Annotated in this window: 22 protein-coding genes; 7 read left to right on the forward strand and 15 right to left on the reverse strand. The window is 61.1% G+C overall.

Features of this window, described 5'->3' with window-relative positions; all coding sequences use genetic code 11:
* Positions 1-4: 4 nt before the first annotated feature.
* From BLV41_RS15335 to BLV41_RS15345, 3 genes are all read right to left on the reverse strand, one after another.
* Positions 5-1,147: a mannitol-1-phosphate 5-dehydrogenase gene (locus BLV41_RS15335; RefSeq protein ID WP_074712371.1), complete on the reverse strand. Its 1,143-nt coding sequence runs from the start codon at positions 1,145-1,147 to the stop codon at positions 5-7.
* A complete protein-coding gene (locus BLV41_RS15340) occupies positions 1,147-3,072 on the reverse strand; it encodes a PTS mannitol transporter subunit IICBA (RefSeq protein WP_074712372.1) in 1,926 nt (641 codons plus the stop codon). Before BLV41_RS15340 ends, BLV41_RS15335 begins: the two co-directional genes overlap by 1 nt.
* A gap of 62 nt (positions 3,073-3,134) precedes the next feature.
* Entirely contained in the window at positions 3,135-3,857 is a 723-nt protein-coding gene (locus BLV41_RS15345) for a TetR/AcrR family transcriptional regulator (RefSeq protein WP_074712373.1), read from the reverse strand.
* A 145-nt stretch (positions 3,858-4,002) separates the two neighbouring features.
* Here BLV41_RS15345 and ptsP point away from each other — a divergent pair, with 145 nt between their 5' ends.
* Together ptsP and BLV41_RS15355 are read left to right on the forward strand one after the other, a co-directional pair.
* Positions 4,003-5,688, forward strand: coding sequence for a phosphoenolpyruvate--protein phosphotransferase (gene ptsP, locus BLV41_RS15350; protein ID WP_074712374.1), 1,686 nt, complete (start codon positions 4,003-4,005; stop codon positions 5,686-5,688).
* A gap of 45 nt (positions 5,689-5,733) precedes the next feature.
* Positions 5,734-6,012 carry an HPr family phosphocarrier protein gene (locus BLV41_RS15355; RefSeq protein ID WP_044574758.1) on the forward strand — a complete coding sequence of 93 codons (279 nt, stop codon included), beginning with the start codon at positions 5,734-5,736 and terminating at the stop codon, positions 6,010-6,012.
* Positions 6,013-6,026: 14 nt separating this feature from the next.
* Here the strand turns inward: BLV41_RS15355 and BLV41_RS15360 are convergent, their stop codons facing one another.
* Both BLV41_RS15360 and BLV41_RS15365 read right to left on the reverse strand, forming a co-directional pair.
* The gene (locus BLV41_RS15360; RefSeq protein ID WP_074713369.1) at positions 6,027-6,317 is read right to left on the reverse strand and encodes a MoaD/ThiS family protein; all 291 of its coding nucleotides are present in this window, start codon (positions 6,315-6,317) and stop codon (positions 6,027-6,029) included.
* Positions 6,318-6,327: 10 nt separating this feature from the next.
* Positions 6,328-7,440, reverse strand: coding sequence for a WD40/YVTN/BNR-like repeat-containing protein (locus tag BLV41_RS15365; RefSeq protein WP_074712375.1), 1,113 nt, complete (start codon positions 7,438-7,440; stop codon positions 6,328-6,330).
* Between the two features lie 115 nt (positions 7,441-7,555).
* On the opposite strand from BLV41_RS15365, the gene BLV41_RS15370 reads away from it, so the two are divergent.
* Genes BLV41_RS15370 through BLV41_RS15380 form a run of 3 tightly spaced genes read left to right on the forward strand, consistent with a single transcriptional unit; the run spans position 7,556 to position 10,446 of the window.
* Positions 7,556-7,870, forward strand: a complete 315-nt coding sequence (locus BLV41_RS15370; protein WP_044574765.1) for a metal-sensitive transcriptional regulator — start codon at positions 7,556-7,558, stop codon at positions 7,868-7,870.
* Between the two features lie 5 nt (positions 7,871-7,875).
* Complete coding sequence (locus tag BLV41_RS15375; protein ID WP_044574767.1) at positions 7,876-8,103, forward strand: heavy-metal-associated domain-containing protein; 228 nt, start codon at positions 7,876-7,878, stop codon at positions 8,101-8,103.
* A gap of 24 nt (positions 8,104-8,127) precedes the next feature.
* Positions 8,128-10,446 carry a heavy metal translocating P-type ATPase gene (locus BLV41_RS15380; RefSeq protein ID WP_074712376.1) on the forward strand — a complete coding sequence of 773 codons (2,319 nt, stop codon included), beginning with the start codon at positions 8,128-8,130 and terminating at the stop codon, positions 10,444-10,446.
* Here BLV41_RS15380 and BLV41_RS15385 read toward each other — a convergent pair.
* Complete coding sequence (locus BLV41_RS15385) at positions 10,420-11,442, reverse strand: EamA family transporter (RefSeq protein WP_074712377.1); 1,023 nt, start codon at positions 11,440-11,442, stop codon at positions 10,420-10,422. The two genes, BLV41_RS15380 and BLV41_RS15385, sit on opposite strands and share 27 nt — an antisense overlap.
* Before the next feature lie 72 nt (positions 11,443-11,514).
* On the opposite strand from BLV41_RS15385, the gene BLV41_RS15390 reads away from it, so the two are divergent.
* On the forward strand, positions 11,515-12,087 hold the full coding sequence (locus BLV41_RS15390; protein WP_074713370.1) for a CGNR zinc finger domain-containing protein: 573 nt from the start codon (positions 11,515-11,517) through the stop codon (positions 12,085-12,087).
* 81 nt (positions 12,088-12,168) lie between these two features.
* Here the strand turns inward: BLV41_RS15390 and BLV41_RS15395 are convergent, their stop codons facing one another.
* From BLV41_RS15395 to BLV41_RS15415, 5 genes are all read right to left on the reverse strand, one after another.
* A complete protein-coding gene (locus BLV41_RS15395; protein WP_425284296.1) occupies positions 12,169-12,960 on the reverse strand; it encodes a carbohydrate ABC transporter permease in 792 nt (263 codons plus the stop codon).
* A gap of 101 nt (positions 12,961-13,061) precedes the next feature.
* On the reverse strand, positions 13,062-13,961 hold the full coding sequence (locus BLV41_RS15400; protein ID WP_083360977.1) for a carbohydrate ABC transporter permease: 900 nt from the start codon (positions 13,959-13,961) through the stop codon (positions 13,062-13,064).
* A gap of 92 nt (positions 13,962-14,053) precedes the next feature.
* Entirely contained in the window at positions 14,054-15,469 is a 1,416-nt protein-coding gene (gene ngcE, locus BLV41_RS15405; RefSeq protein WP_044574779.1) for an N-acetylglucosamine/diacetylchitobiose ABC transporter substrate-binding protein, read from the reverse strand.
* A 141-nt stretch (positions 15,470-15,610) separates the two neighbouring features.
* Complete coding sequence (locus BLV41_RS15410; RefSeq protein WP_244516933.1) at positions 15,611-16,384, reverse strand: sugar isomerase domain-containing protein; 774 nt, start codon at positions 16,382-16,384, stop codon at positions 15,611-15,613.
* On the reverse strand, positions 16,368-17,339 hold the full coding sequence (locus tag BLV41_RS15415; RefSeq protein ID WP_044574782.1) for a MurR/RpiR family transcriptional regulator: 972 nt from the start codon (positions 17,337-17,339) through the stop codon (positions 16,368-16,370). Before BLV41_RS15415 ends, BLV41_RS15410 begins: the two co-directional genes overlap by 17 nt.
* A gap of 92 nt (positions 17,340-17,431) precedes the next feature.
* Between BLV41_RS15415 and BLV41_RS15420 the strand changes: the two genes are divergently transcribed.
* Positions 17,432-18,463 carry an N-acetylglucosamine kinase gene (locus tag BLV41_RS15420; protein WP_074712379.1) on the forward strand — a complete coding sequence of 344 codons (1,032 nt, stop codon included), beginning with the start codon at positions 17,432-17,434 and terminating at the stop codon, positions 18,461-18,463.
* A 76-nt stretch (positions 18,464-18,539) separates the two neighbouring features.
* Here BLV41_RS15420 and BLV41_RS15425 read toward each other — a convergent pair whose 3' ends face one another.
* From BLV41_RS15425 to BLV41_RS15440, 4 genes are all read right to left on the reverse strand, one after another.
* Positions 18,540-18,890: a hypothetical protein gene (locus tag BLV41_RS15425; RefSeq protein ID WP_074712380.1), complete on the reverse strand. Its 351-nt coding sequence runs from the start codon at positions 18,888-18,890 to the stop codon at positions 18,540-18,542.
* A 73-nt stretch (positions 18,891-18,963) separates the two neighbouring features.
* Positions 18,964-19,560 (reverse strand): hypothetical protein, encoded by a 597-nt coding sequence (locus BLV41_RS15430; protein ID WP_244516934.1) that lies wholly within the window; start codon positions 19,558-19,560, stop codon positions 18,964-18,966.
* Between the two features lie 9 nt (positions 19,561-19,569).
* On the reverse strand, positions 19,570-20,943 hold the full coding sequence (locus BLV41_RS15435) for an MATE family efflux transporter (RefSeq protein ID WP_074712381.1): 1,374 nt from the start codon (positions 20,941-20,943) through the stop codon (positions 19,570-19,572).
* Complete coding sequence (locus tag BLV41_RS15440; RefSeq protein WP_074712382.1) at positions 20,936-21,877, reverse strand: LysR family transcriptional regulator; 942 nt, start codon at positions 21,875-21,877, stop codon at positions 20,936-20,938. The genes BLV41_RS15435 and BLV41_RS15440 overlap by 8 nt, the downstream gene beginning before the upstream one ends.
* Between the last annotated feature and the right edge of the window lie 14 nt (positions 21,878-21,891).

Raw genomic sequence — 21,891 nt, forward strand, 5'->3', positions numbered from 1 at the left:
GAACTTACTGCTTCCGGGCACCAATCAAGGTGCTGACAGCAGAAAACAGCGGATGCTCCGGAGCCAGTCCAGTGATCCGCACCGTTGCCTCATCGGCCGTGTTGGCAGCAATGATCTCGGCCAACTCCGCTGCCTCGGCGTCGCTGGTGTCGTCAAAACGCAGTGCTGCGCCGATTGCTTCGAGCAGGGCCAGCGGAACGGTCCCGTTCTCGGCAAGCTCGGCGGCCGGACCGATGAACCGTTCGTGCCGGCTGAGCTTGCGCATCGGGGCGCGGCCCACTCGTGTCACAGTGTCGGGCAGGAATTCATTGGAGAACCGCACCAGGATCTTCTGGACGTAGGCTTCCTGTTCCGCCTCGGCAAACCCATGCTTGGTCACCAACAATGCCTTGGTCTCTTCCAGCACCGCCCGGACCTTGGCCTTGACCGCGGGGTCTGCCATGGCGTCGGAGATTTTTTCAATGCCTGCGGCGTAGCCAAAGTAGGCCGTGGCCGCGTGGCCGGTGTTGACGGTGAACAGCTTGCGCTCAATGTAGGGGCCCAAGTCATCGACGAACGTGGCCCCGCCAATGGCAGGCTCGCCACCCTTGAACGGGGTCCTGTCGATGACCCATTCAAAGAACGTCTCCACCGTGACGTCCAAGCCCTGGCCTGCAGCCTGGTTCGGCACGATCCTATCCACGGCCGTGTTGGCAAACACGGCAACTGCATCGACCTTGGCATCGTCCACCGCGTCATCGCCGCGGACTGCCGCTTCGAGGATGTCCGTGGCGTTGATGGCGTTCTCACAGGCCATGACCTGCAGGGGTGCCAGGCCGGCGTCACGGTCGGCGATGGCCCGTGCGATCAGCGGCGCAACGAACTTGAGGATGTTCGGCCCCACAGCGGTGGTGACCATGTCCGCCGTCGCAATTTCTGCGACCACTGCATCAGTTGCGGTGGCGGAGTTCAACGCCCGGAAGTTCGTGACGGTGCGCACGGTCGCGTTCTCGCCCACTTCGTGGACGTCGTAGCTGTCCGCCGCGGCCAGGTCATTGATCAGGGCCTCGGCCACGTCGGCAAAGACAATCTCATAGCCGGCGTCGTGGAGCAACAGCCCCACGAAGCCACGGCCAATGTTGCCGGCCCCAAAGTGTACTGCTTTCATTACGCGTTTACCTTCCCAAAAATGTCCAAAATCTCCTCCACTGTGGTGGCGGCTTCCAGCCTTGCTACCTGTGCCTTGTTGGTGAAGACGCGGGCGATGGAAGACAGGATGGCCAGGTGTTCGTTGTTCACGCCGGCGATGCCAACGACGAACTTCACGGGCTTGCCGTTCCAATCGATGCCGTTGGGGTAATGGATGATCGAGACGGCAGAGCTGGTGATGTTGCCCTTGGCCTCGTTCGTTCCGTGCGGGATGGCAAGGAAGTTGCCCATGTAGGTAGAGACGGAGGCTTCGCGCTCGTGCATCGCCTTCACGTAGACGGCATCCACGGCACCGCGGGCCATCAGCAGGGCTCCGGCCTCTTCGATCGCATCATCCCGGGTGGTGGCCGTGCCGCTCAGGATCACGCTTTCGCGGGCCAGAATGGTGCCACCGCCAGCGGCGGAAACTTCTTCAACTTCCTCAACAGCCGGCTCCGTGGCCTGTCCGTCAGCAGAATTCCTTGAACGGACCAGCTCGACGATCTCCTCGTAGCGGGGGCTGTTCATGAAGTTGTCCACGGCGACGTGGACGGCACTTGCCGTAACCGGCGTCGCACGGGCGGCCAGGTCCTGGTGCGTCACGACGACGTCGTAGGTGTCTGTGAGGTTTGAGATGGCCGAGTTGGTGACCTTCACGTCCGGGAAGCCGGCCTTCTTGATCATGTTGCGCAGCACCGAGGCGCCCATGGCGCTTGATCCCATGCCGGCGTCGCAGGCGAAAACGACAGTGCCAATCGGACCGCTGGTTCCGTCACCGGCCAGCGCAAACGCAACCGAGCTCTTCTTGCCCTTCAGCGCTTCCATCTTGGCCGTGGCATCGCCCAGACCATCGCTGTCGGCGGGAATCGGGCTGATCTTGAGAATGAACGAACCAATGAGGAACGAGACTGCTGCCGCTGCCACAACGGAAAGGGCAAGGCCAAAGTAGCTGTCCTTGGACGCCATGGCAAAGACGGCAAAGATGCTGCCAGGGGCCGCGGGGGCCACCAGGCCGGCATTTGTCAGCACCAGCATGAAGATGCCTGTCATGCCACCGCCAATGGTTGCCAGAATCATGGCCGGCTTCATTAAGATGTACGGGAAGAAGATCTCGTGGATGCCGCCGAAGAACTGGATCACGGCAGCGCCCGGAGCCGAGGCCTTGGCCAGACCGCGCCCAAAGATTGAGTAGGCCAGCAGCAAGCCCAGGCCGGGGCCGGGGTTGGCTTCGAGCAGGAACAGCATGGACTTGCCATTGGCGAGCGCCTGCTCGGTGCCAAGCGGGGTCAGGATTCCGTGGTTGATGGCATTGTTCAGGAACAGGACCTTTGCCGGTTCAATGAAGATGCTGGTCAGCGGCAGCAGGCCGTGGTTGACCAGGAATTCAACCACGTTTCCGGCACCGTTGCTGAACGCTATGACGAGCGGGCCAACCGCTTTCAGACCCACAATGGCCATGATGCCTGCGAGGATGCCTGCGGAGAAGTTGTCAATGAGCATCTCAAAGCCGGGCTTGATACGGCCTTCCCATACCTTGTCCAGCTTCTTCATGACCCAGGCCGTCAACGGGCCCATGATCATGGCACCGATGAACATTGGAATGTCGGTACCGACAATGACACCCATGGTTGCCACGGCGCCGACCACGCCGCCGCGGACACCGTGGATCATCTTGCCGCCGGTGTAGCCGATCAGCAGGGGCAGCAGGTAGGTGATCATGGGGCCCACCATGGCGCCCAGCGTCTCATTGGGGAGGAACCCCGCCGGGATGAAGAGAGCCGTAATGAGGCCCCAGGCGATGAACGCGCCAATGTTGGGCATGATCATGCCGGAGAGGAAGGTGCCAAATTTCTGCACCCCCACTCGCACACCGCCCTTCGGGGCGGCCACTGTTGGTGTTGCCATGAGAGTTTCCTAACGGTTGGTCCCGCGCCGATGCAGGAATTGTTGTGGTGCTCAGTCGAGTTTCAAGAAGTTTTTGCAATGCGGTCAAGCCATTCCAGGAACATTTTCAACTCGGTGGTTGAGAGCTGTTCCGGCCTGGATGATTCAAGTGCGGCGTTGAGGGCGATGGCCGCCACAACCACTGAGGAGGCGCCCACGGGCGTCGCCGCCGTGCTCAGTTCGGTTTCGGAGCAAACAGCGGAGATCACGGCTTCGCGGGTCATATTTGACAGGTCAAAATTGCGCTGGTCCGCAGGTTCGGAGATGAGCATCAAGGTGACCCCCACATTGGCAGCCAAGATGCTTCTGGCTGCTTCCTTGGGTGAAACGCAAAGCTGTCCGGCCGCGGCCGCCTTTTCCAGCATTTCCTCCATAAATCCTTCAGCCTCGGCGACTCGCACCGGACGGCTTTCCGGGCGAATATTGCCGAACATCACCGAATACAGCTGTGGGTTGTCCAGGCCGAACTGGAGATGGTTGTCCCAAATTTGGCGAACATCCTGCAGCGGATGGCCAGAGGGCGCAAAGTTGCGTTCTCCAGCCACGTACTCTTCAAAGCCTGCATCGATGACGGCGTTGAAGAGCCCTTCCTTGTCGCCAAAATGGTGATAGAGCGTTGGTGCCGTCACTGCCGCCAACTTGGTAATTTGCCGCGTTGAGACCGGTCCACCACTTGAATCCGCCAACAATTCGGCCGCAGCTTTAAGCAGCCGTGCCTTGGGTGGAAGCTGGCCGTCGTAGTTCATGACTGCTACCCTAGCATCTATAGCATTGCTATATGAAGTGAATCACAGGATAAATTTTGGGACATTCCGCACACGTGGCATGCGCCCCCGGCAGGCACCGGAGAACAAGTGCCACCGTCAGAAACTAAGGAGTTGAGGACGTTCAATGCAGAATTTCTCAGGAGTAGGTGTCAGCCCCGGACGCATCACGGGGATTATCCGTCAGATGCCCAAGCCCCTGGCTGAGCCGCCCGCAGGAGAGAAGCTGGGGGCCGGCACCGATCCGGCGGACGCCACCACCTCACTGAAAGCTGCAGCCAAGAGCGTCCAGGCAGAACTCCAAGAACGCTCCACCACTGCCCGCACCGATGCCAAGGCAGTCTTGGAAGCAACGGCCGTCATGGCCGTGGACCCCATGCTCATCAAGGCCGCCGTCAAGCTGATCAACGGCGGCACCTCGGCCGAACGCGCCATCTGGGAAGCTGCTGAGACCGTCGCTGCGATGCTTGTGAACCTGGGCGGCTACATGGCCGAACGCGCCACCGACGTTCTGGATGTCCGGGCGCGGATCGTAGCCGCGCTGCGCGGCGTGCCAGCCCCCGGCATCCCCTCCTCCAACACCCCCTTCATCCTGATTGCCGAGGACCTTGCGCCGGCCGACACCGCCACACTGGACCCGGCAGTCGTTGTTGCATTGGTCACCTCCGGCGGTGGCCCGCAGTCGCACACGGCCATCATTGCCCGTTCCCTCGGGCTGCCCGCCGTGGTGGCGGCCACCGGCGTCGATCACCTGGCCGAAGGCACGGAAGTGTATGTCGATGGAGCGGCCGGCACCCTGGCCACCGAACCTGGCGACACCGAGCGCGCCTCGGCGGCCGCCTGGGCCGCAAACGCCTCACTGATCTCGATCTTTGACGGAAATGGCACCACGTCAGACGGCCATCTGGTGCCGCTGCTTGCCAATGTGGGCGGGGCCGACGACGCCGTGAAGGCCGCGGCCGCGGGCGCCCAGGGCGTGGGCCTGCTGCGCACCGAGTTCTGCTTCCTGGAACGCGAAACCGAGCCCAGCCATGGGGAGCAGGTAACTGCGTACCGTGGCGTGTTTGACGCCTTCCCCGGCAAGAAGGTGGTCGTTCGCACACTGGACGCCGGTGCCGACAAACCCCTGCCGTTCCTGACTGATGCGAGCGAACCGAACCCGGCACTTGGAGTTCGCGGCTACCGCACCGACACCACCTCTCCCGGCGTGCTCGAGCGCCAGCTCGCGGCCATTGCCGAGGCCACTACGGGCACCACCGCCGATGTCTGGGTCATGGCCCCCATGATTTCCACCCCGGCAGAGGCGGCCGACTTTGCCGCCATGTGCAAGACCGCCGGGCTGAAAGTTCCGGGCGTCATGGTGGAAGTTCCCTCCGCTGCAGTGACCGCCGAATCCATCCTGGCCCAGGTGGAATTTGCCAGCCTTGGCACGAATGACCTGACGCAGTACGCCATGGCCGCCGACCGCCAGTTGGGGCCGCTCGCGGCACTCAACAATCCGTGGCAGCCGGCAGTTCTCCAGCTGGTCCGGCTGACAGTGGCCGGCTCCATTGCCGAGGGCAATTCAAAGCCCGTGGGCGTTTGCGGTGAGGCTGCCGCCGACCCGGCCCTCGCCGTCGTTCTTGTCGGCCTGGGAGTGTCATCACTGTCCATGACGGCCCGCTCTCTGGCAGGTGTCGGCGCGGTCCTTGCCACCGTCACGCTGAAAGAAGCTCAGGAAATCGCTACACTTGCTCTACGCGCCACCAGCCCTGCGCAGGCCCGGGAGTTGGCACGCGCCAAGTTGCCGGTCCTGGCCGAGCTTGGCCTCTGATTCACGCCCAACCCCACCCCCAAACCAGCTCCTACAGGAGGAACCATGTCCGAACGCAAAGCAACCGTCGCCAGCAGCTCAGGCTTGCATGCCCGCCCCGCCTCACTTTTTGCCGCAGCTGCGGGAGAACTGGACGTTGAAGTCACCATTGCCCTGGACGGCACCCCGGCAGAAGATGCCATGGACGCCAGCAGCATGCTGTCCCTGATGACCCTGGGCGCCGAGCACGGCGCCGTCGTGGTCCTGCGCGCCGAGGGCGAGGGCGCCGATGCTGCCCTTGACCAGCTTGCCGCAATGATCGAGACCGATCTGGACGCTGTCTAAGACCCTGCGCGGCGTCAGCCGCCGGCCACGGACTGAATAATCATCAGTTCCTGGCCGGCGGCTATTCTCGTTTTAAGGCCCTGCAGGCGCCGGACGTCGTCACCATCGACGTAGATGTTCACAAAGCGGCGCAGCGTCCCGGTTTCATCGCGCACGCGGCGGCCAAAGATGGGGAAATCGGCGGCGACGGCGTCCAGCAGCTCCGACAATGGCGCACCCTCCCCCACATCAAGGCGCAATTCAGAACTCCCGCCCACCAACGGCTGGAGCAGCCGCGGGACCAAGACCGTCACTTCGTTCGCCACGACGGCCTGGCTAAAGTTCGACGACGGCGGCACGGACACACAAAACGTCCGGAAGGTGGGTGAGAACCTCCGTGAAATGATTCCCTTCGTTGGCGCTGGCGTAGACCGAGCCGCCACGGGTGCCAAAGTAAACACCCGCCGGTTCTGCGCTGTCAACGGCCGCAGCATCGCGGAGCACCACGTTGAACTCGGGCTGGAGCAAGCCGTCAGTCAAGCGCGTCCAGGAATTACCGGCGTCGTCCGTCCTGTGCACCGCCAACTGTCCCTCCGGAGGGATGCGCTCACCATCGGCCTTGATGGGGATGACCCAGGCGGTGCCGGAGCGGCGGGGGTGGGTCAACATGGTGAAACCAAAGTCGGTGGGCAGCCCCTCGGCAATGGACACCCAGTTATCACCAGCGTCATCGGTGCGGTAAACACCATGGTGGTTTTGCGCATACAGGGTGTCGGGATTGTTGGGGTCGCGGGCTATCTTGTGCACGCATTGGCCAAATTCCGGTGGCGGTTCCGGCATGAAGGGAGCCCCTATGCCGTTGTTCCGCGGCTCCCATGACGCGCCGTCATCAGTGCTCCGATAGACGCCACCGGTGCTCATGGCGATGTGGATGGTGGAATCGGCCGGGCTGGGAAGGACCGTGTGGGCCGCAGCGCCGCCAAATCCGGCACCCCATTCGCTGCGGTGTGGATGGTCCCAGAGGCCCCGATTTAGCTCAAAATGTTCGCCGCCGTCGGTGGATTTCCAGACGGAAATTGGCTCGCACCCCGCCCAGACCACGCCGGGGCGGTCTTCGGTGTCGGGCCGTATCTGCCACACACGCTCTAACGCGGCACCCGTATCCTCAGGAAAGGTGATGGCACCGTTCTCAGGTTCCTGCCACGACACCCCAAAGTCGTCCGAATGGGCAACGGTGGGACCCCAGTGCTCACTGCGCAGGCCAACCATGATGCGCGTCTGGCCACCGCGGGTGTCGATGCCAATACTGGGGATCTCCTGCATGAGGAAATGCGGGCCGGTGAAGGAGTAATTCACCCGGTCTTCACTGGTGCCAAGCCACAGGCCCTTTTTGGTGCCCACCGCTAGCAGGGTCAATTGGCCATCGGCATTCGTCGCATCATTGCTCATGGGCTTAATTCGAGCACCGCAGGCGCCGGGCAACAAGGGTTACTCGCAGGTAACATGCGCAAAGTGTGATCAGAACCCACTTGAACTATACCCCCAGGGGGTATAGATTGATGGCATGAGCACAGAACACAGCACCCACGGCTATTCGGACGAGAAGCAGGCTTACCTGAGGCGCCTCAAGCGTGCCGAGGGACAGGTCCGGGGCATCGCCCGCATGGTCGAGGAGGACAAGTACTGCATCGATATCCTCACCCAGATGGCAGCGGTCAACAAGGCCCTGCACGCGGTGAGCATCGGTCTGCTCGAGGACCACATTGCCCACTGTGTGGTCAATGCAGCCAACGAATCAGCCGAAACCGGCAACCCGGAGATTGTCTCCGAAAAGGTTTCCGAGGCAACAGCAGCCATTTCACGCCTACTAAGGAGCTAATCATCATGAGCCACACCATCACCGTCAACGTTTCCGGCATGACCTGCGGCCACTGCGTCAGCTCCGTCACGGAGGAACTAACGGGCCTCAAAGGCGTACAGGACGTCGCCATCGACCTCAATGCCGGCGGCATTTCCGAAGTCACCATCACCTCATCCCTGACACTTGATCCCGCGGAAATCGGCGAAGCCGTCGCGGAGGCCGGCTACGTTGTCGTTTCCAACAATGCATAAACTACCCACAGATTAAGGAGCGCCATGAGCGCCTCAGAAATTTTGTCCCAAACCGCCACACCCGGCCCCCGCATGGTCGAGATCGACATTGAAGGCATGACCTGTGCCTCGTGCGTCAGCCGGGTTGAACGCAAGTTGGGCAAACTCGAAGGCGTCAGCGCTTCCGTGAACCTCCCGCTGGAATCAGCCCAGGTCACGGTCCCCGCCGGCATGTCAGACCAACAAATTATCGACACCGTCAAGGCCACCGGATACACGGCGCGCCTGAAGAATCCACCCGCTCCCCCAGCCGTGAAGCACGACGCCGGGCACCACCTTGCGCACGGATCCCACCCGGTTCCCGCGCAGGAAAGCACCCAGCACGGCGAGCCCGAGGACCACATGGCCCACGGCGGCACCGCAGCCTCGCTGCGCCCGCGGCTCATTGCCGCAGCCATACTGACCATCCCGGTGTTCCTCATCTCCATGTTCCCGGCATTGCAGTTCCCGCACTGGGGCTGGTTTGCCGGCTTCCTGTCACTGCCGGTGGTCACGTGGTCGGCCTGGCCGTTCCACAGGGCCGCGGCCGTCAACGCCCGGCACCTCGCCTCCACGATGGACACCCTGGTGTCCATCGGCGTCAGCGCAGCTTTCCTGTTCTCGGCCGCGCAACTGGCCTTGGACCCCATGATGACGGCCCACGGCGCCCACATGTCAGGGCACGCCCCGCTGTACTTTGAGGTTGCAGCCGTTGTGGTGACGTTCCTGCTGCTGGGCCGCTACCTGGAGGCGCGGGCCAAGTCCAAGGCAGGCGACGCCCTCAAGGCGCTGCTGGGCCTGGGGGCCAAGGAAGCCACGGTGCTGCGCGATGGCGTCGAGGTCAAGATCCCCGCCGCCGAGCTGGCCGTGGATGAAATCTTCGTGGTCCGCCCGGGCGAGAAGATCGCCACCGACGGCGTGGTTACGGACGGCACCTCAGCCGTGGACACCTCCCTCATCACGGGCGAGTCCCTGCCCGTGGACGTCACCGTGGATGATGCCGTCACCGGCGCCACGATCAACACCTCGGGCCGCTTGCTGGTTCGGGCCACCCGCGTTGGCAGCGAAACCACGCTGGCACAGATGGGCAGGCTCGTCAGCAACGCGCAGGCAGCCAAGGCACCCATTGCCCGGCTCGCCGACCGCATCAGCGCCGTCTTCGTGCCGATTGTGCTCGTCATTGCCGTCATCACGTTCGCGCTCTGGCTGGTATTCACCGGCGACATCCAGGCTGCCTTCACGGCCGCTGTGGCCGTGCTGATCATCGCCTGCCCCTGCGCCCTGGGCCTGGCCACACCGGTGGGCCTGCTGACCGGAACCGGCCGCGCCGCACAGCTCGGCATTCTCATCAAGGGCCCACAGGTCCTGGAGGACACCCGCACGGTGGACACCATCCTGCTGGACAAGACCGGAACCGTCACCGAGGGCAAGCTGTCAGTGGTCGAAGTCGTCACCCTCGCCCGGGTGCCGGCAGCCGAGCTCTTGCGCCTGGCTGGTGCGGTGGAATCCCACAGCGAACACCCCATTGCCCACGCCATCACGGCGCATGCCCGTGCGGCAGGCGAACTCCCCGAGCTGGCGGACTTCATGTCCGCTCCAGGCGGCGGCGTCCGGGCCGTCATTGAGGGCCGCACCGTGCTGGCCGGCCGCGCAGGCTGGCTGGAGGAGAATGGTGCAACCCTCTCCCCGGAGGCCCGCGCGTCACTGGTTGAGCAACAACAGCGCGGCACCACCGCCATCTGGGTTGCCGTGGACGGTGAGGCCGCTGGCCTCATTGCACTGAAGGACACCATCAAGGCGGGGTCCAAGGAGGCCATTGCCAAGCTCAAGGAACTGGGCCTGCGTCCCATCCTGCTGACCGGCGACAACACCGCCGTTGCCACCCAGGTGGCCGCCGCCGTGGGCATTGCCCCGGAGGATGTGTTTGCCGACGTCCTTCCCGAGGGCAAGGTGGAAGCCGTGAAGAAGTTGCAGGCCGAAGGGGCCACGGTGGCCATGGCCGGCGACGGTGTGAACGACGCCGCCGCGCTGGCCCAGGCCGATCTGGGCATCGCCATGGGCTCGGGCACGGATGTGGCCATCGCCGCCGCCGACCTCACGGTCATGGGCAGCGATTTGGGCCACGTGGCAACAGCAATTGCCCTGTCCCGCAGGACGCTGGGCACCATCAAGGTGAACTTGTTCTGGGCCTTCTTCTACAACGCGATCGGCATCCCGGTAGCCGCACTGGGGCTGCTCAACCCCATGATTGCGGGGGCCGCCATGGCGGCCAGTTCGGTGCTGGTGGTGGCGAACTCCCTACGGCTGCGGCGCTTCCGCCGCTAACGGTTTCTGCAGGTCCACGGCATAGCTCCCACCGCGCTTGGACGAGCCGCGCAGCTCGTCCAAGCGCACCATGACCACACCCAGCATGATGAATACACCGCCGAGCAGCTGGATCAACAGGGGCAGCTCACCCAACAAGATCCACGCCCAGATGACGGCAAAGAGAACCTCAAACAAGGCAACGAAGGATGCCACCTTCGAACCTAGGCCGCGGGTGGAAATGATCCCCACAAGATAGGCGAAGACAGTGGTGATGAGCACCAAGCCCAGCACGGGGACCAGCCAGTGCACCTGCACCCCGGCAAACACAGGACTATTGAAGGTGAACACCATGGGCAGCACACCAACCACGCCAAGACCCACAATCATGAGCGCACCAACGGCCATGCCCCCGCCCGCCATGAGAATGGGCGGCACATTGTCGCCCGTACGGGAGGACATGATGAAGTACACGGCCGAGCACACTGCCGCAGCAAGCCCCCAGAGAATGCCCTCAACGCTCACCTTCTGATTTCCGGCCAAGTCCAAGACGAGCACTAGACCTGCCATGGCGCAGGCTGCGCCGAGGATTGTCAGCAGTCTGGGCCTCAGCCGGGTCGAGGCCCAGGCCCAGCCCACAAGCAGGACGGGCGAAAGGTACTCAAGCAGCAGCGCCACGCCCACCGAAAGATGTTGAACGGCATTGAAGAAAAACAGCTGGCACAGGGCAATCGGCACCACACCGTAGATCGCAATGCGCACAATCGAGCCCTTAACTTGTGCCCAGTTCCGCACCAAGGTGAGGGTGACCGGGATCAACAGAACCGCGGCGGCGCCACCAATACGCGCGGCCACGGCCGCTCCCGGGGACCAGCCAACATCAAAAAGTGACTTGGCGAATGAACCTGACAGGGCAAATGCGGCAGCGGAAACAAGAGCCAACATCAGGACCGGCGAGGCCATGACCTTCCGGGCATCGGCAGCAGGCAGCACTGAGGGTGTTTGTGAAGAGGTCATGGCAAGTCCCATTGTCAGCAGTGAACGGCGTTAGACTAATGACAATACGCTCAAGCAATGTCAGGAGTCAACGTGATCTTTAGTCATGACACCGAGGTGGCGCTGCTGTCTGCCGCCAACCTCATCAATACGGCCCCCACCTCAGTTGACGAGTCCAACTCGGCGACGGGACCGGACAGGCTGGAGACGGTGGCCGATCTTGACGCCTTCGTAAAGCAGGAGCAGTTCTCGGGTTCGCGGGAACATTCCGCTGACGAGGTCGCGGCCGTACGAGAGGTACGCCAAGAATTGCGGCGCATCTTTACCGCTGATGAGGCCACGGCCGCCAACATGATTAACGAACTTCTGGCCAAGGCACACGCCTTGCCGCAGCTTGTCAGGCACGATCAATGGGACTGGCACCTTCACGCAACCGCGCAGGCCGCCCCGCTCGCCCAACGCATGGGCGTGGAGGCGGCCATGGCACTTGTAGACGTCATTCGCGGCAAAGAACTTGAACGCCTCAAGGTATGCGCGGCCCCGGATTGCAGTGCAGTGGTAATTGACCTGTCCAAAAACCGTTCCCGCCGGTATTGCGATACCGGCAACTGCGGCAACCGCGCCCACGTGGCCGCCTACCGGCGTCGTAAGTCAGCTGTCGAATAGGCCTGCCGCACCGCGCTAAACGCAGCAATGGCCCGCATCTACGCAAGATGCGGGCCATTGCCATGTGCCAGGGAATGCTGATTACTTCATGGTTCCTGCAGACACCGAGCCCTGGAGCTGGCGCTGGAAGAGGATGTACATGATCAGTACGGGTACAACCACAATGATGGCGGCCGCGAAAAGCGAGCCAAAGTCCACGGCGTAACCCTGCTGGCCTGCGTAGGCAGCAATACCCTGCGAGAGAACATAGTTTTTCGGATTGGTATTGATGGCTACCGGGATCAGGAACTGGTTCCACAAACCCAGGAAGTTGAAGATGGCAACGGAGGCCAATCCGGGCTTGGCCATGGGCAGCATGACCTGGAAGAAGGTGCGCCATTCGCCGGCACCGTCAATCTGCGCAGCTTCACCAATCTCGTGCGGCAAAGCCTTGAAGAAGGAAAAGAGGAAGAACACGGTAAATGGGAGCGCAAACGCCACATAGACAATGATCAAACCGGGCAGCGTGTTCAGCAGGCCAAGGTTCTTGAGAATGAAGAACAAGGGCACGATAGCCAGGAAGATGGGGAAGGTCAGTCCGGCGAGCAGCAGGTAGTAGATTGCTCGCGAACCCGGGAATACGTAACGAGCCAGCACGTAGGCGCACATGGCGCCAAGCACCATGACAATCACTAGGGCGAAGCCCACCACGATCACCGTGTTGAAGAAGTAAAGGCCAATCCCGGCCGTATTCCAGGCGTTGACATAGTTCTCAAACTTCCAAACGGCAGGAAGGGAGAACGGAGACGCGAAGATTTCGGAGGTCGTCTTGAAGGACGACATCAAGGTCCACGCCAAGGGGATCAATACCAATAGGGCCCAGAGGCTGAGCATGGTGTGCGAAACACCGGCTACAACCTTGTCATCCTTTGTTTCTTGGGTCTTTCGCTCAACGTGGAGGTTGGCTGCAGATTTTCTTGAGAGATTTACTGACATTATTCAGACACGTCCTTGCTACCGCCGGTGAGTCGGTTCACCATGAATACCAGTGCCGAGAAGAGCAAGGTAATGACTGCCAGCACCACGCCCATGGCGCAAGCCAGACCAAACTGACCCTTTGAGAAGGCTGTCGTGAACAGCTTCTGGGACATGACAAGTGTGGAGTTTTCCGGGCCACCTGTGGAGTTCAAGATGGACATGTAGACAAATGCATCCAAAGCCAGGATGCCCATGTAGACATAGGCCGTCTGAATGTTGTCGCGAATCAACGGGATAGTGATGCTGATAGCCGTGCGGAAGCGTCCGGCACCGTCAATGCGGGCAGCCTCAAAAGTCTCCGCGGGAATACCCTTGATGGCGGCAATGAAGAGGATCATGTAGAAGCCAACGAAGCCCCACACAATGACAAACATCGAGGCGATCAAGGCCGTACGGGCGTCACCGAGCCAGGGGAAGTCCTTGACGCCATCAAAGCCGATGGCCATGAGGATGCCGTTGAGCAGACCATTGCTGGGGTTGAAAATCTGCTGCCAGATAATACCGATGACAACGGCGGGAATTACATATGGGAAAAAGGAAATAACGCGGTAGAAACCAGCACCCTTCATGCCCTTGATCTGACCGCGGCTGCTGCCGCCGATCGTAACGAGGGTAGCCAGAATCAGGGACAAGATGACTGTGACAACCGGCAGGAAGACCGCCAGGACCACGCTATTGCGAACTGACAGCATAAAGATGTCATCTTTGAAGAGTTTGACGTAGTTGTCGAAGCCCACGAACGGCATATTGTTGTCGAAGCCGCCCCAGCTGGTCATGGAGTAATACACAGCCTGAGCAAAAGGCGAGATTACAAAGACCAGATAGATCGCCAAGGGCAGTCCCAAGAAGACTGCCATGAAGCTGACCTTGTCGAATGTCAGTTTTTTCCGGCGCCGCCGGGCAGTGGCGACAACGCCACTGCCCGACTGCACTTCATTTGTTACTTGAGTCACTTCACTTCAATCTTCTTGACCGAATCGTCAGCCATAACCTTGTCAGTGATGGCCTGCAGGGCCTTCGTCAGGCCTGCGGTGTCCAGTTTGCCGTCGAGGAACGAGTTCCACGGAACCAACTGATCGGGGTTCATGCCGTACGTGTCAACAAAGTTCCAGGTGAAGATGTCCTTGCCGGCCTTCTCCAACATGTCTGTCTGCGACACCAATGCTGTTGAGCCGAAGCCATCAGCCGGGACGGTGCCCTTGACGACAGTCGGAGCCAACTTTTCCTTGGCGAAGTTGGTTGCCGCATCCTTGGAGAGCATGATGCGAAGCAGTTCCTTACCCGCGGCGACGTTTGCACCCTTGGTGGGAACAACGAAGGGCTCACCGCCGGCGGAACGTACGCCGGTCTGTGCGATCTTCGGGCTGGCAGAGACAACGGGAACCGGGGAACCTGTCATTTCAAAGCCGGCCTTGGTCTGGTCCTTCATCTCGTTTTCGATCCAGGAACCTGACGGGTACAGGAGTGCTTCCTGGCCGTTGCTCCAAGCAGCCTGAGCTGCCGTGAAGACGGTTCCGGAGCCACCGGGCTTGAAGAATCCGGCCTTGACGATCTTCTCCATTGCGGTGAAGACACTCTGGACGGCGGGAAGTGACCAGCAATCGGGCTTCAGGTTTTCAAGGGCGAGACGAACTTCATCGCCACCTTCCTTGATAGCTGATTCGATGGCCATGGTCTGGTAGTACGTGGCGGCTTCCTTGCCCCAGACGAAGAGGTACTTGCCCTTTTCCTTGGCCTTGACACCCAGCTCATAGGCTTCGTCCCACGTGGTGGGAACGGTCCAGCCGTTTTCCTTGAACAAGCTAGCGGAGTGCCACCACGCGTAAACCGTCAGCACGTAGTTGATGGCGGCCAACTTGCCGTCGAAGGTACCCGGTGCCAGTACGCCGTCGAACAATGTGTCGGCAATTTTGGTGCCTTCAAGGTTGTTCGAGTCCACAACGGACTGGAGGTCCTCCAGCTGACCAAGAATGGTGCTGAAGCCAATGGACTTCGCGCCCGAGTTGTCGATTAGGTCAGGCGGGGTGCCGCCGGCGAAGCGTGGCTGCAGTTCCTGGGCAATATCGGTGGAGGGGTTGATGGAAACTTCAACGCCGGGGAAGTTCTTGGCAAATGTCTTGCCTGCGAACTCTACGTAGTCAATACCGTAGCCACCCTTGAAGATGACGGCGTCCAGCTTGCCGGAGTCTGCCACACCAAACGGGTTCTTGATGGGATCAACCTCGCCGGCGGGAGCCTTCGATGCGCCGGAGTCTCCGCCGCCTGCACAGGAAGCCAGGGCTCCACCGAGAGGCAACAGGACGGCGGTGGCGAGCGCTCCGCGGAGGAATCCACGACGCTGCAGCGGCTTATTTTGAATACTCATTCTATGTACTGCCTTCCATTGATGGGTACGAGCGCTAAATCTCTACTGCTTGGTACTGCCTTGTCCATTCACTGCATTCCGCTGCAACTCGTTCGCCTAACTTCACGTGCCGCAGCGTTCCTCAACAAGATCTTGTTGGAATCACGCATCACGCCTGAGCCGGCCAACATACTGGCCAATCAGTGCGTTATTGTGGTCGTCGCCGCCCGGAATATTTGCCGAAATATAGATGGGCGGCTTCTTCCCCGCACGGACCAGACGCTGGACTGTCTCGATCGTGAGCAACTGCGCAATATATGCAGCCGTGATCGATGAGACGGCACCAACACCTCCTCCGCCGGAAACTTCAAGGGTTGTATCGCCAAACGGCGCCCTGTTATCGATAACAATATCGGCAATTTCGCTCAGCCGCATCCCACTGGGGTGCTTTGTTTCGACAGCATTGGTATGTTCCAGGCTTGTGATCGCAATGACCTTGTGGCCGCGCTCCTTGGCGGCCAACGCCAAGCCAACGATTGAACCATTCACCCCGGAATTTGAGGCAATCATGAAGATGTCTCGTGGATCCACCAGCGAAAGATTGAAGAGTTCCTCGGCAACTCCGGTCTCTCGTTCAAGAACGGATCCCTCGAGTGAGTCAAGTTCCGCCACATTTCGATCACCATGGAGCACCAGATCACGCAGGGCAATCTTGCTCGTGGGAATCAATCCACCGGCACGTCCGGCAATTTCCATGGCAAAAGCCTCAGAGTGACCGGTACCAAAAGCCTGAATAACGCCACCATTGTCCAGCGTCTCAACCAAGGCCTGCGCGGCCGCGTCGACGCCTCCTGCCAGCGCCCATTCAGTGATGCCATCCAGCCGGGTTGATACCTCGGAACTGAAAGCAGTAATTGACTCAGAGATGACTCTCACCCTTTCCTGTAGAGCGCGACGACCGGTGCGAACCCGCATCGGCCCGCGCACTCCTCGTGGGGCGCCGATGCGGGGAAACGGCCATGGCCGAAGCTGCAAGCTTTGACGTGGTTTGAGCGAAATTCACCTGGGCCACGAGCAAATAGATCAAATCGAGCACGAGCAGCTGGACGTGCTTAGCGGACAAGTCGTCCGGTTGCAGGAATTGCTCATGCACCGAGGTGATGATGGAAGCATCCGCACTCTCGGCCAGAGGAGATCCAGGATTGTTACTCAAGGCAATCGTCAGGGCGCCAGCCTCACCGGCCTCACGAAGCATTTGCAACGTCTCTTCGGTGCGCCCGGTATTGGAAATTCCGATCGCCACGGAGTTCGTATCTTGAATGGCCGCACTTGTTAGACCGGCATGAACCTCTGACCAGTGGTGGGCATTGACGCCTATTCGGTACAGCCGGGACTGCAATTCCTTGGCCATGACCGCACTGCCGCCAATACCGTAGATATCAACATGAGAAGCCATGGCGATGCGGCGGGCAATCTTGTTCATTAGCGCCAGATCCATGACTGCCGCAGTTTCCTGAAGCGATCGAGTATGCGCGTTAACCAGGGTGCTCAGGACATCCTTGGCGGAATCGTCGGGGCCAAATGCGCGCCCAATGTCAGCCTTCCACGACTCCCGCGCATCGCTTCGCCCGAGGTCCGATGCGATACTGACCCTGAACGGAACAAATCCCGCGTAACCGAGCAGGCGGCAAAAGCGCGTCACGGTGGCGGGGGATGTTTTGGTTTTCTCCGCAAGTTCCATGATGGATAGCTCCAAAGGCGCCTGCGGATGCTCCAAAAGGTAGGAACCGATCTTCGCCATGGCAGCGGGCATATCGGGCAACTTGGCCTGAATGCGGTTCACGACACCTGCGGCCGAGGCGGCCACTGGCGGGGGCGTGAAATCTGACATGTGAAATTCCGTTTCTTTTTGACGTTTACATAATGAAAACTATTATCGTCGTAGATGTAAGTCAAGTCACACTGAGACACGGAATGGTAACGATGCTTAATTTCCTTGCAATCGACGCTGGCGGAACGTCCACCAGGGCGATCTTTTTGGACGCCTCAGGACGGTGCGTTGGCTACGGCACTGCAGGTGGAGGAAACCCGGTTTCACGCGGAATAGGGCCCGCATTGGATGCCTTGATCGAAGCTTCAGGCAAGGCCCTTTCAGGCACCAGGGAAGTGCCCTCCCAGGCCTTGGTTGCCATGGCCGGCGCATCACTGGAACTACCCACCAATCCATACCGAACCAGGTTCCTCACGCTGGGCCTGACCGGAACGGTCATGATTGAATCTGATTTATTGGCCGCTTTTTACTCTGGAACCTTTCATGATGATGGCCTGGCCCTGATAGCCGGCACCGGCGCTGTTGGCGCACGCATTGCCGGCGGTCAGCTCGCCGAGGTAGCAGACGGAACCGGCTGGCTTTTGGGAGATGCCGGCTCCGGATTTTGGATTGGCCAGGAGGTTGCGCGTGCCGTTGCCGCCGCCCTTGACGGACGCGGCCCGGCCACTTCACTGACAGACCTGGTCATGGCTGAGCTGGCGATTGACGTTGACCCGCTGGCGCGAGCCCATGGGCGGCTCCGGACCCAGCAACAGTTGATTCTCAAGGTCTACGAACGCAGCGCCATAGAGCTCTCGCGCTTTGCCCCGTTGGTTTTTGTTGCCAAGAACGACGCGGTTGCCCAAGACATTGTTGAGCGCGCGGCTACCGCTTTGGCTCAAACACTCCAGGCCGTCAGCCCCAACAGCACTGCGAGCGAAGGGCCCGGGGCTGATTATGGCGATGGGCATGGCACAGAGCTGCCACTGGTGTTTGGTGGGAGTGTGCTGACAAAGGGTGGTTCCGTGGCAGCAGCGGTGGCCCGAATGGTTGCGACCACGGACACCGTGAACACAACAAAACCCGTTCTAGTTCACGACGGCGCAGTGGGTGCTGCCGTGTTGGTCCTCAAACGCCATGGAGTTGAGGTAGATGCCGGCGTTTTCACTCGGATCCAGGAAAGTCTGGCTGCGCTGCGGGGTTGAGTCACCACAGGGTGCGGGCCTACGCCGACCCTAGCGGCGTTGAACCGCCGTCCCAGCAGTTGGCGACGTGAGGCGCTTAGGCCTGTTCGCCGTCGTTCTTCTTGTCGGCTTCCGCCGCTGCCTTGGCGGCGTCCTCTCGGTGCTGCTGAAGGCGATCGGAGGACTTCCGATTTACACCCGAGCCTTCGCTGAGTGAGGGGTCGTTGTCCTTGTGGCCCATCACAAGCAGGGAAGCGACCAGCAAGGTAGCAATGAAGGCGATTCCGAAGGCGATGGCACCAAGGTCCCAGCGGAGACCATTTCTCGTGCCACCGGCGGAGACTACCAGCGTGACTATGCCGGCAATGGCCGCCAGTGCGAAGGAGAAGCTGAGGGGGAACTTGATGGAATTGCCCGACTTCGGGTTCTGCGGCTCTACACTGCCCACAATTTATCCTTTGCTTGGTCGGTGTTGTGCACACCACGTGTTTCTACGCAAAGTAGAACATACGCTATCTAGTTTACTGGGCTTTTGCCTTGCCGCCGTCATGGCGCATTGTGAGGGCTGACAAGGTCCAGAGGGCACCAGACATAAGTGCGCCGCCACCGGCGACTCCCAGCAGGCCATGCGGACCCGCCTGGATGAAGAATGGCAGCAACAAGCCCGTACCCAGGCCCAAGACGCCCGAGATTATCCAGTCGCTGCGCAGTACTGACGTGCCGGCGGACTTGCTCAGTGCTGAGTAAAGTTCAGCGGCTCCGAGCACGGCGAGCGCCGCGGCTGCAAACCATGCGGCATAGAGATCGCTCACGAAGATGGCCACGGCCACTGCGCCCATCGCGAGCAACGCGGTGGCCCCAAGGAGCACCAGGCGTCGATTGTCTCCGCGAGGCAAGGCTAGTGCTCGGACCGTCAAGAATTCGGTGCCTGCAAGAGCTAAGAGGTAGAGGGCGAAGGCTACGCACAATCCCACGGCTCCAGGTTCCGCCCAAAATACTGTGACGAGCCCGAAAGCGAGCGCGACTAATGCCCTCCACAGAACTGCCTGCCACAGCGAAGGACCGCTGGAGGCTGTTGCGTGGGCGTTGACGGGCTGGGGAATGGCTGTTTCACTCACCTTTCCAGTCTAGCCGCGGCTGGCAGGTGCGCCGACCTGCATCCATTGTCCGGTTCGGGCACGCAGCCCCAGCGTCAAACCCCGGGCGCCCATGTAAGCAACGCTGAACGCCACCCACACCCACAGAAGACCAGGTGCCGAATCGCCAAAGTTCACGTGGCTGATCCAGAAGAGCAGCGGCAAGTACACCACAAGGTTGCCCACCCCGGCGAGCGCGAGATAGCGAGCATCCCCCGCTCCGATGAGAACACCGTCGAGCACAAAGACATAACCTGCAAGCGGCTGACCCACCGCCATGACCAGCAGGGCCACCGTGAGACCGGCGTGGACGCCGGGGTCCGTCGTGAACAGCCAGCCAACGCTTGTTGAGGCCGAAGCCAGCAACAATCCCGTCAGAACACCAAAGCCAAGCCCCCATTGAGTCATGGTCTTGGTCAAGGCACGCACCTCGGGGACATTGCTTGCCCCCAGCTCCTTTCCAATCAGCGCCTGAGCCGCAATTGCGAGGGCATCCAGGGCAAAGGCCAAGAATGTGAAGATCGTCATCGCCAGCTGATGGGCGGCGAGGTTGCTCGAACCTTGGGCCGTAACCACCAGGACAGTGACCAGAATGGCAACGCGCAGCGACAGGGTGCGGAGCATCAGCCAGCTGCCAACGCGCGTCACGGCCCTGACACCGTTCCAGTCAGGGCGCAGGCCAACGTCATACCGCCGCGCGGCACGCACAACGATGACCAAATACACGATCGCCATGGCCCATTGGGCTGCCACGGTGCCAAGCGCGGCGCCACTCACGGACAAGTCAAAGCCGTAGACAAGGACGAAGTTCAAAACGATGTTTACGCCAAAGCCGGCCCCTGCCACGATCAACGGAGTCTTGGTGTCCTGCAGACCGCGCAAGACGCCCATCGCGGCCATGACCAGAAGCATGGCCGGCAGTCCCGCAAGGCTGATCGAGAAGTATGCGTTGGCGTGCTCATGAAGCTCCCCTTCGGCGCCCATGACACCCAGTAGCCGGTCGCCAGCGGCCAGCCCAGCGACGGCAAGCACCACGCCGAGGATTGCGGCCAACCACAGCCCATCCCGGCCGACGGCCAGCGCCTCACCATGCTTTCCGGCACCCAAAAGTCGCGCGACCGCAGGGGTTGTGGAATATGCCAGAAACACCATAAGGCCGACTATTGTTTGCAACACCGTCGCTGCCAGACCGACACCAGCCAGCTCTGAAACTCCCAGATGTCCTACGATCGCCGAATCGGCAAGGAGGAACAATGGCTCGGCGATGAGTGCCCCAAACGCGGGTATGGCCAGTCCCCGGATGGCTCCGGCGGTGGCGCGGCGGGCCTCGCGTTTATCAGCAGTCGGTGTCACGGTTTTAGGCATCTTCCAAGGGTATCGGCCGGCGTGAGTGGGGTGGTTCGAGCAGCTCTCGCATAATGGTCTGCAATGTGGCGACGACGTGGAGGACGCCCGCGCGTTCCATGGCCTCAGGCCTGGCCAGTATATCTATTCGCCGTCCAAGCCTTGGCTCGCTCAGCGGAATCAGGATCAGGTCCGAAAAGTAACTTTGGTCAACGAGGTAGCGCGGCATTAATGACACGCACCCACCTTGCTCCACAAGGGCTGCGGCCACGAAGAATTCGTTGATGCGATGGACCACATCAACTTCCTCCCCGGCCATGGTGCCGATCATTTCAATGGCGCCCACCAGGGGGAAGCCTTGGTGGACCGAGACCCAACGTTCACCGAGAAGATCCTGCGGCTTCAGGCTCTTCCGTGTAGCCAGGCGATGATTGACGCTGACTGCAACGTCCAACGGCTCGTAGGCCAGCGGTGTAACCCTAACTGACGGCGGCCAGGGCGCACTGTTCGGCATCCGATGGGCGATCACGATGTCGTGGTCGGCCGCCAGCGTTGCAAAATCCTTCTGCGCGACGTCCTGGTCCGAGAGCTGCACAGGCGGCCCGCCACCGGCCATCACCGCCCGCTCTAGCCGGCCGAAGAAGGCCAGCCCCGCACTGTGGAAGGCCGCAACCCGGACAGGCTCCTTGGTGCTTTCCTTGAAGGAGCCGACGGCGGCATCGGCCTTGGCCAAGGCAATTTCCACCTCCACCGTGGCCGCACAGAGAGCCAGTCCTGCGGGCGTTAGGGCCGTCCGGCGCCCAATTTTGTACGTCAGTGCGGTTCCGGCTTTGCGCTGCAGGGCGGCCAGCTGTTGTGAGACAGAAGATGCCGTTACCGCCATGGATTGCGCGGCGGCGGCAATACTGCCCCTGTCGTGGACCTCACGGAGGGCGCGTAGTTGCGAAATTTCCATAAGTTCAAACTAAT

The organism is Arthrobacter alpinus (genome assembly GCF_900105965.1).
Lineage (GTDB): Bacteria > Actinomycetota > Actinomycetes > Actinomycetales > Micrococcaceae > Specibacter > Specibacter alpinus.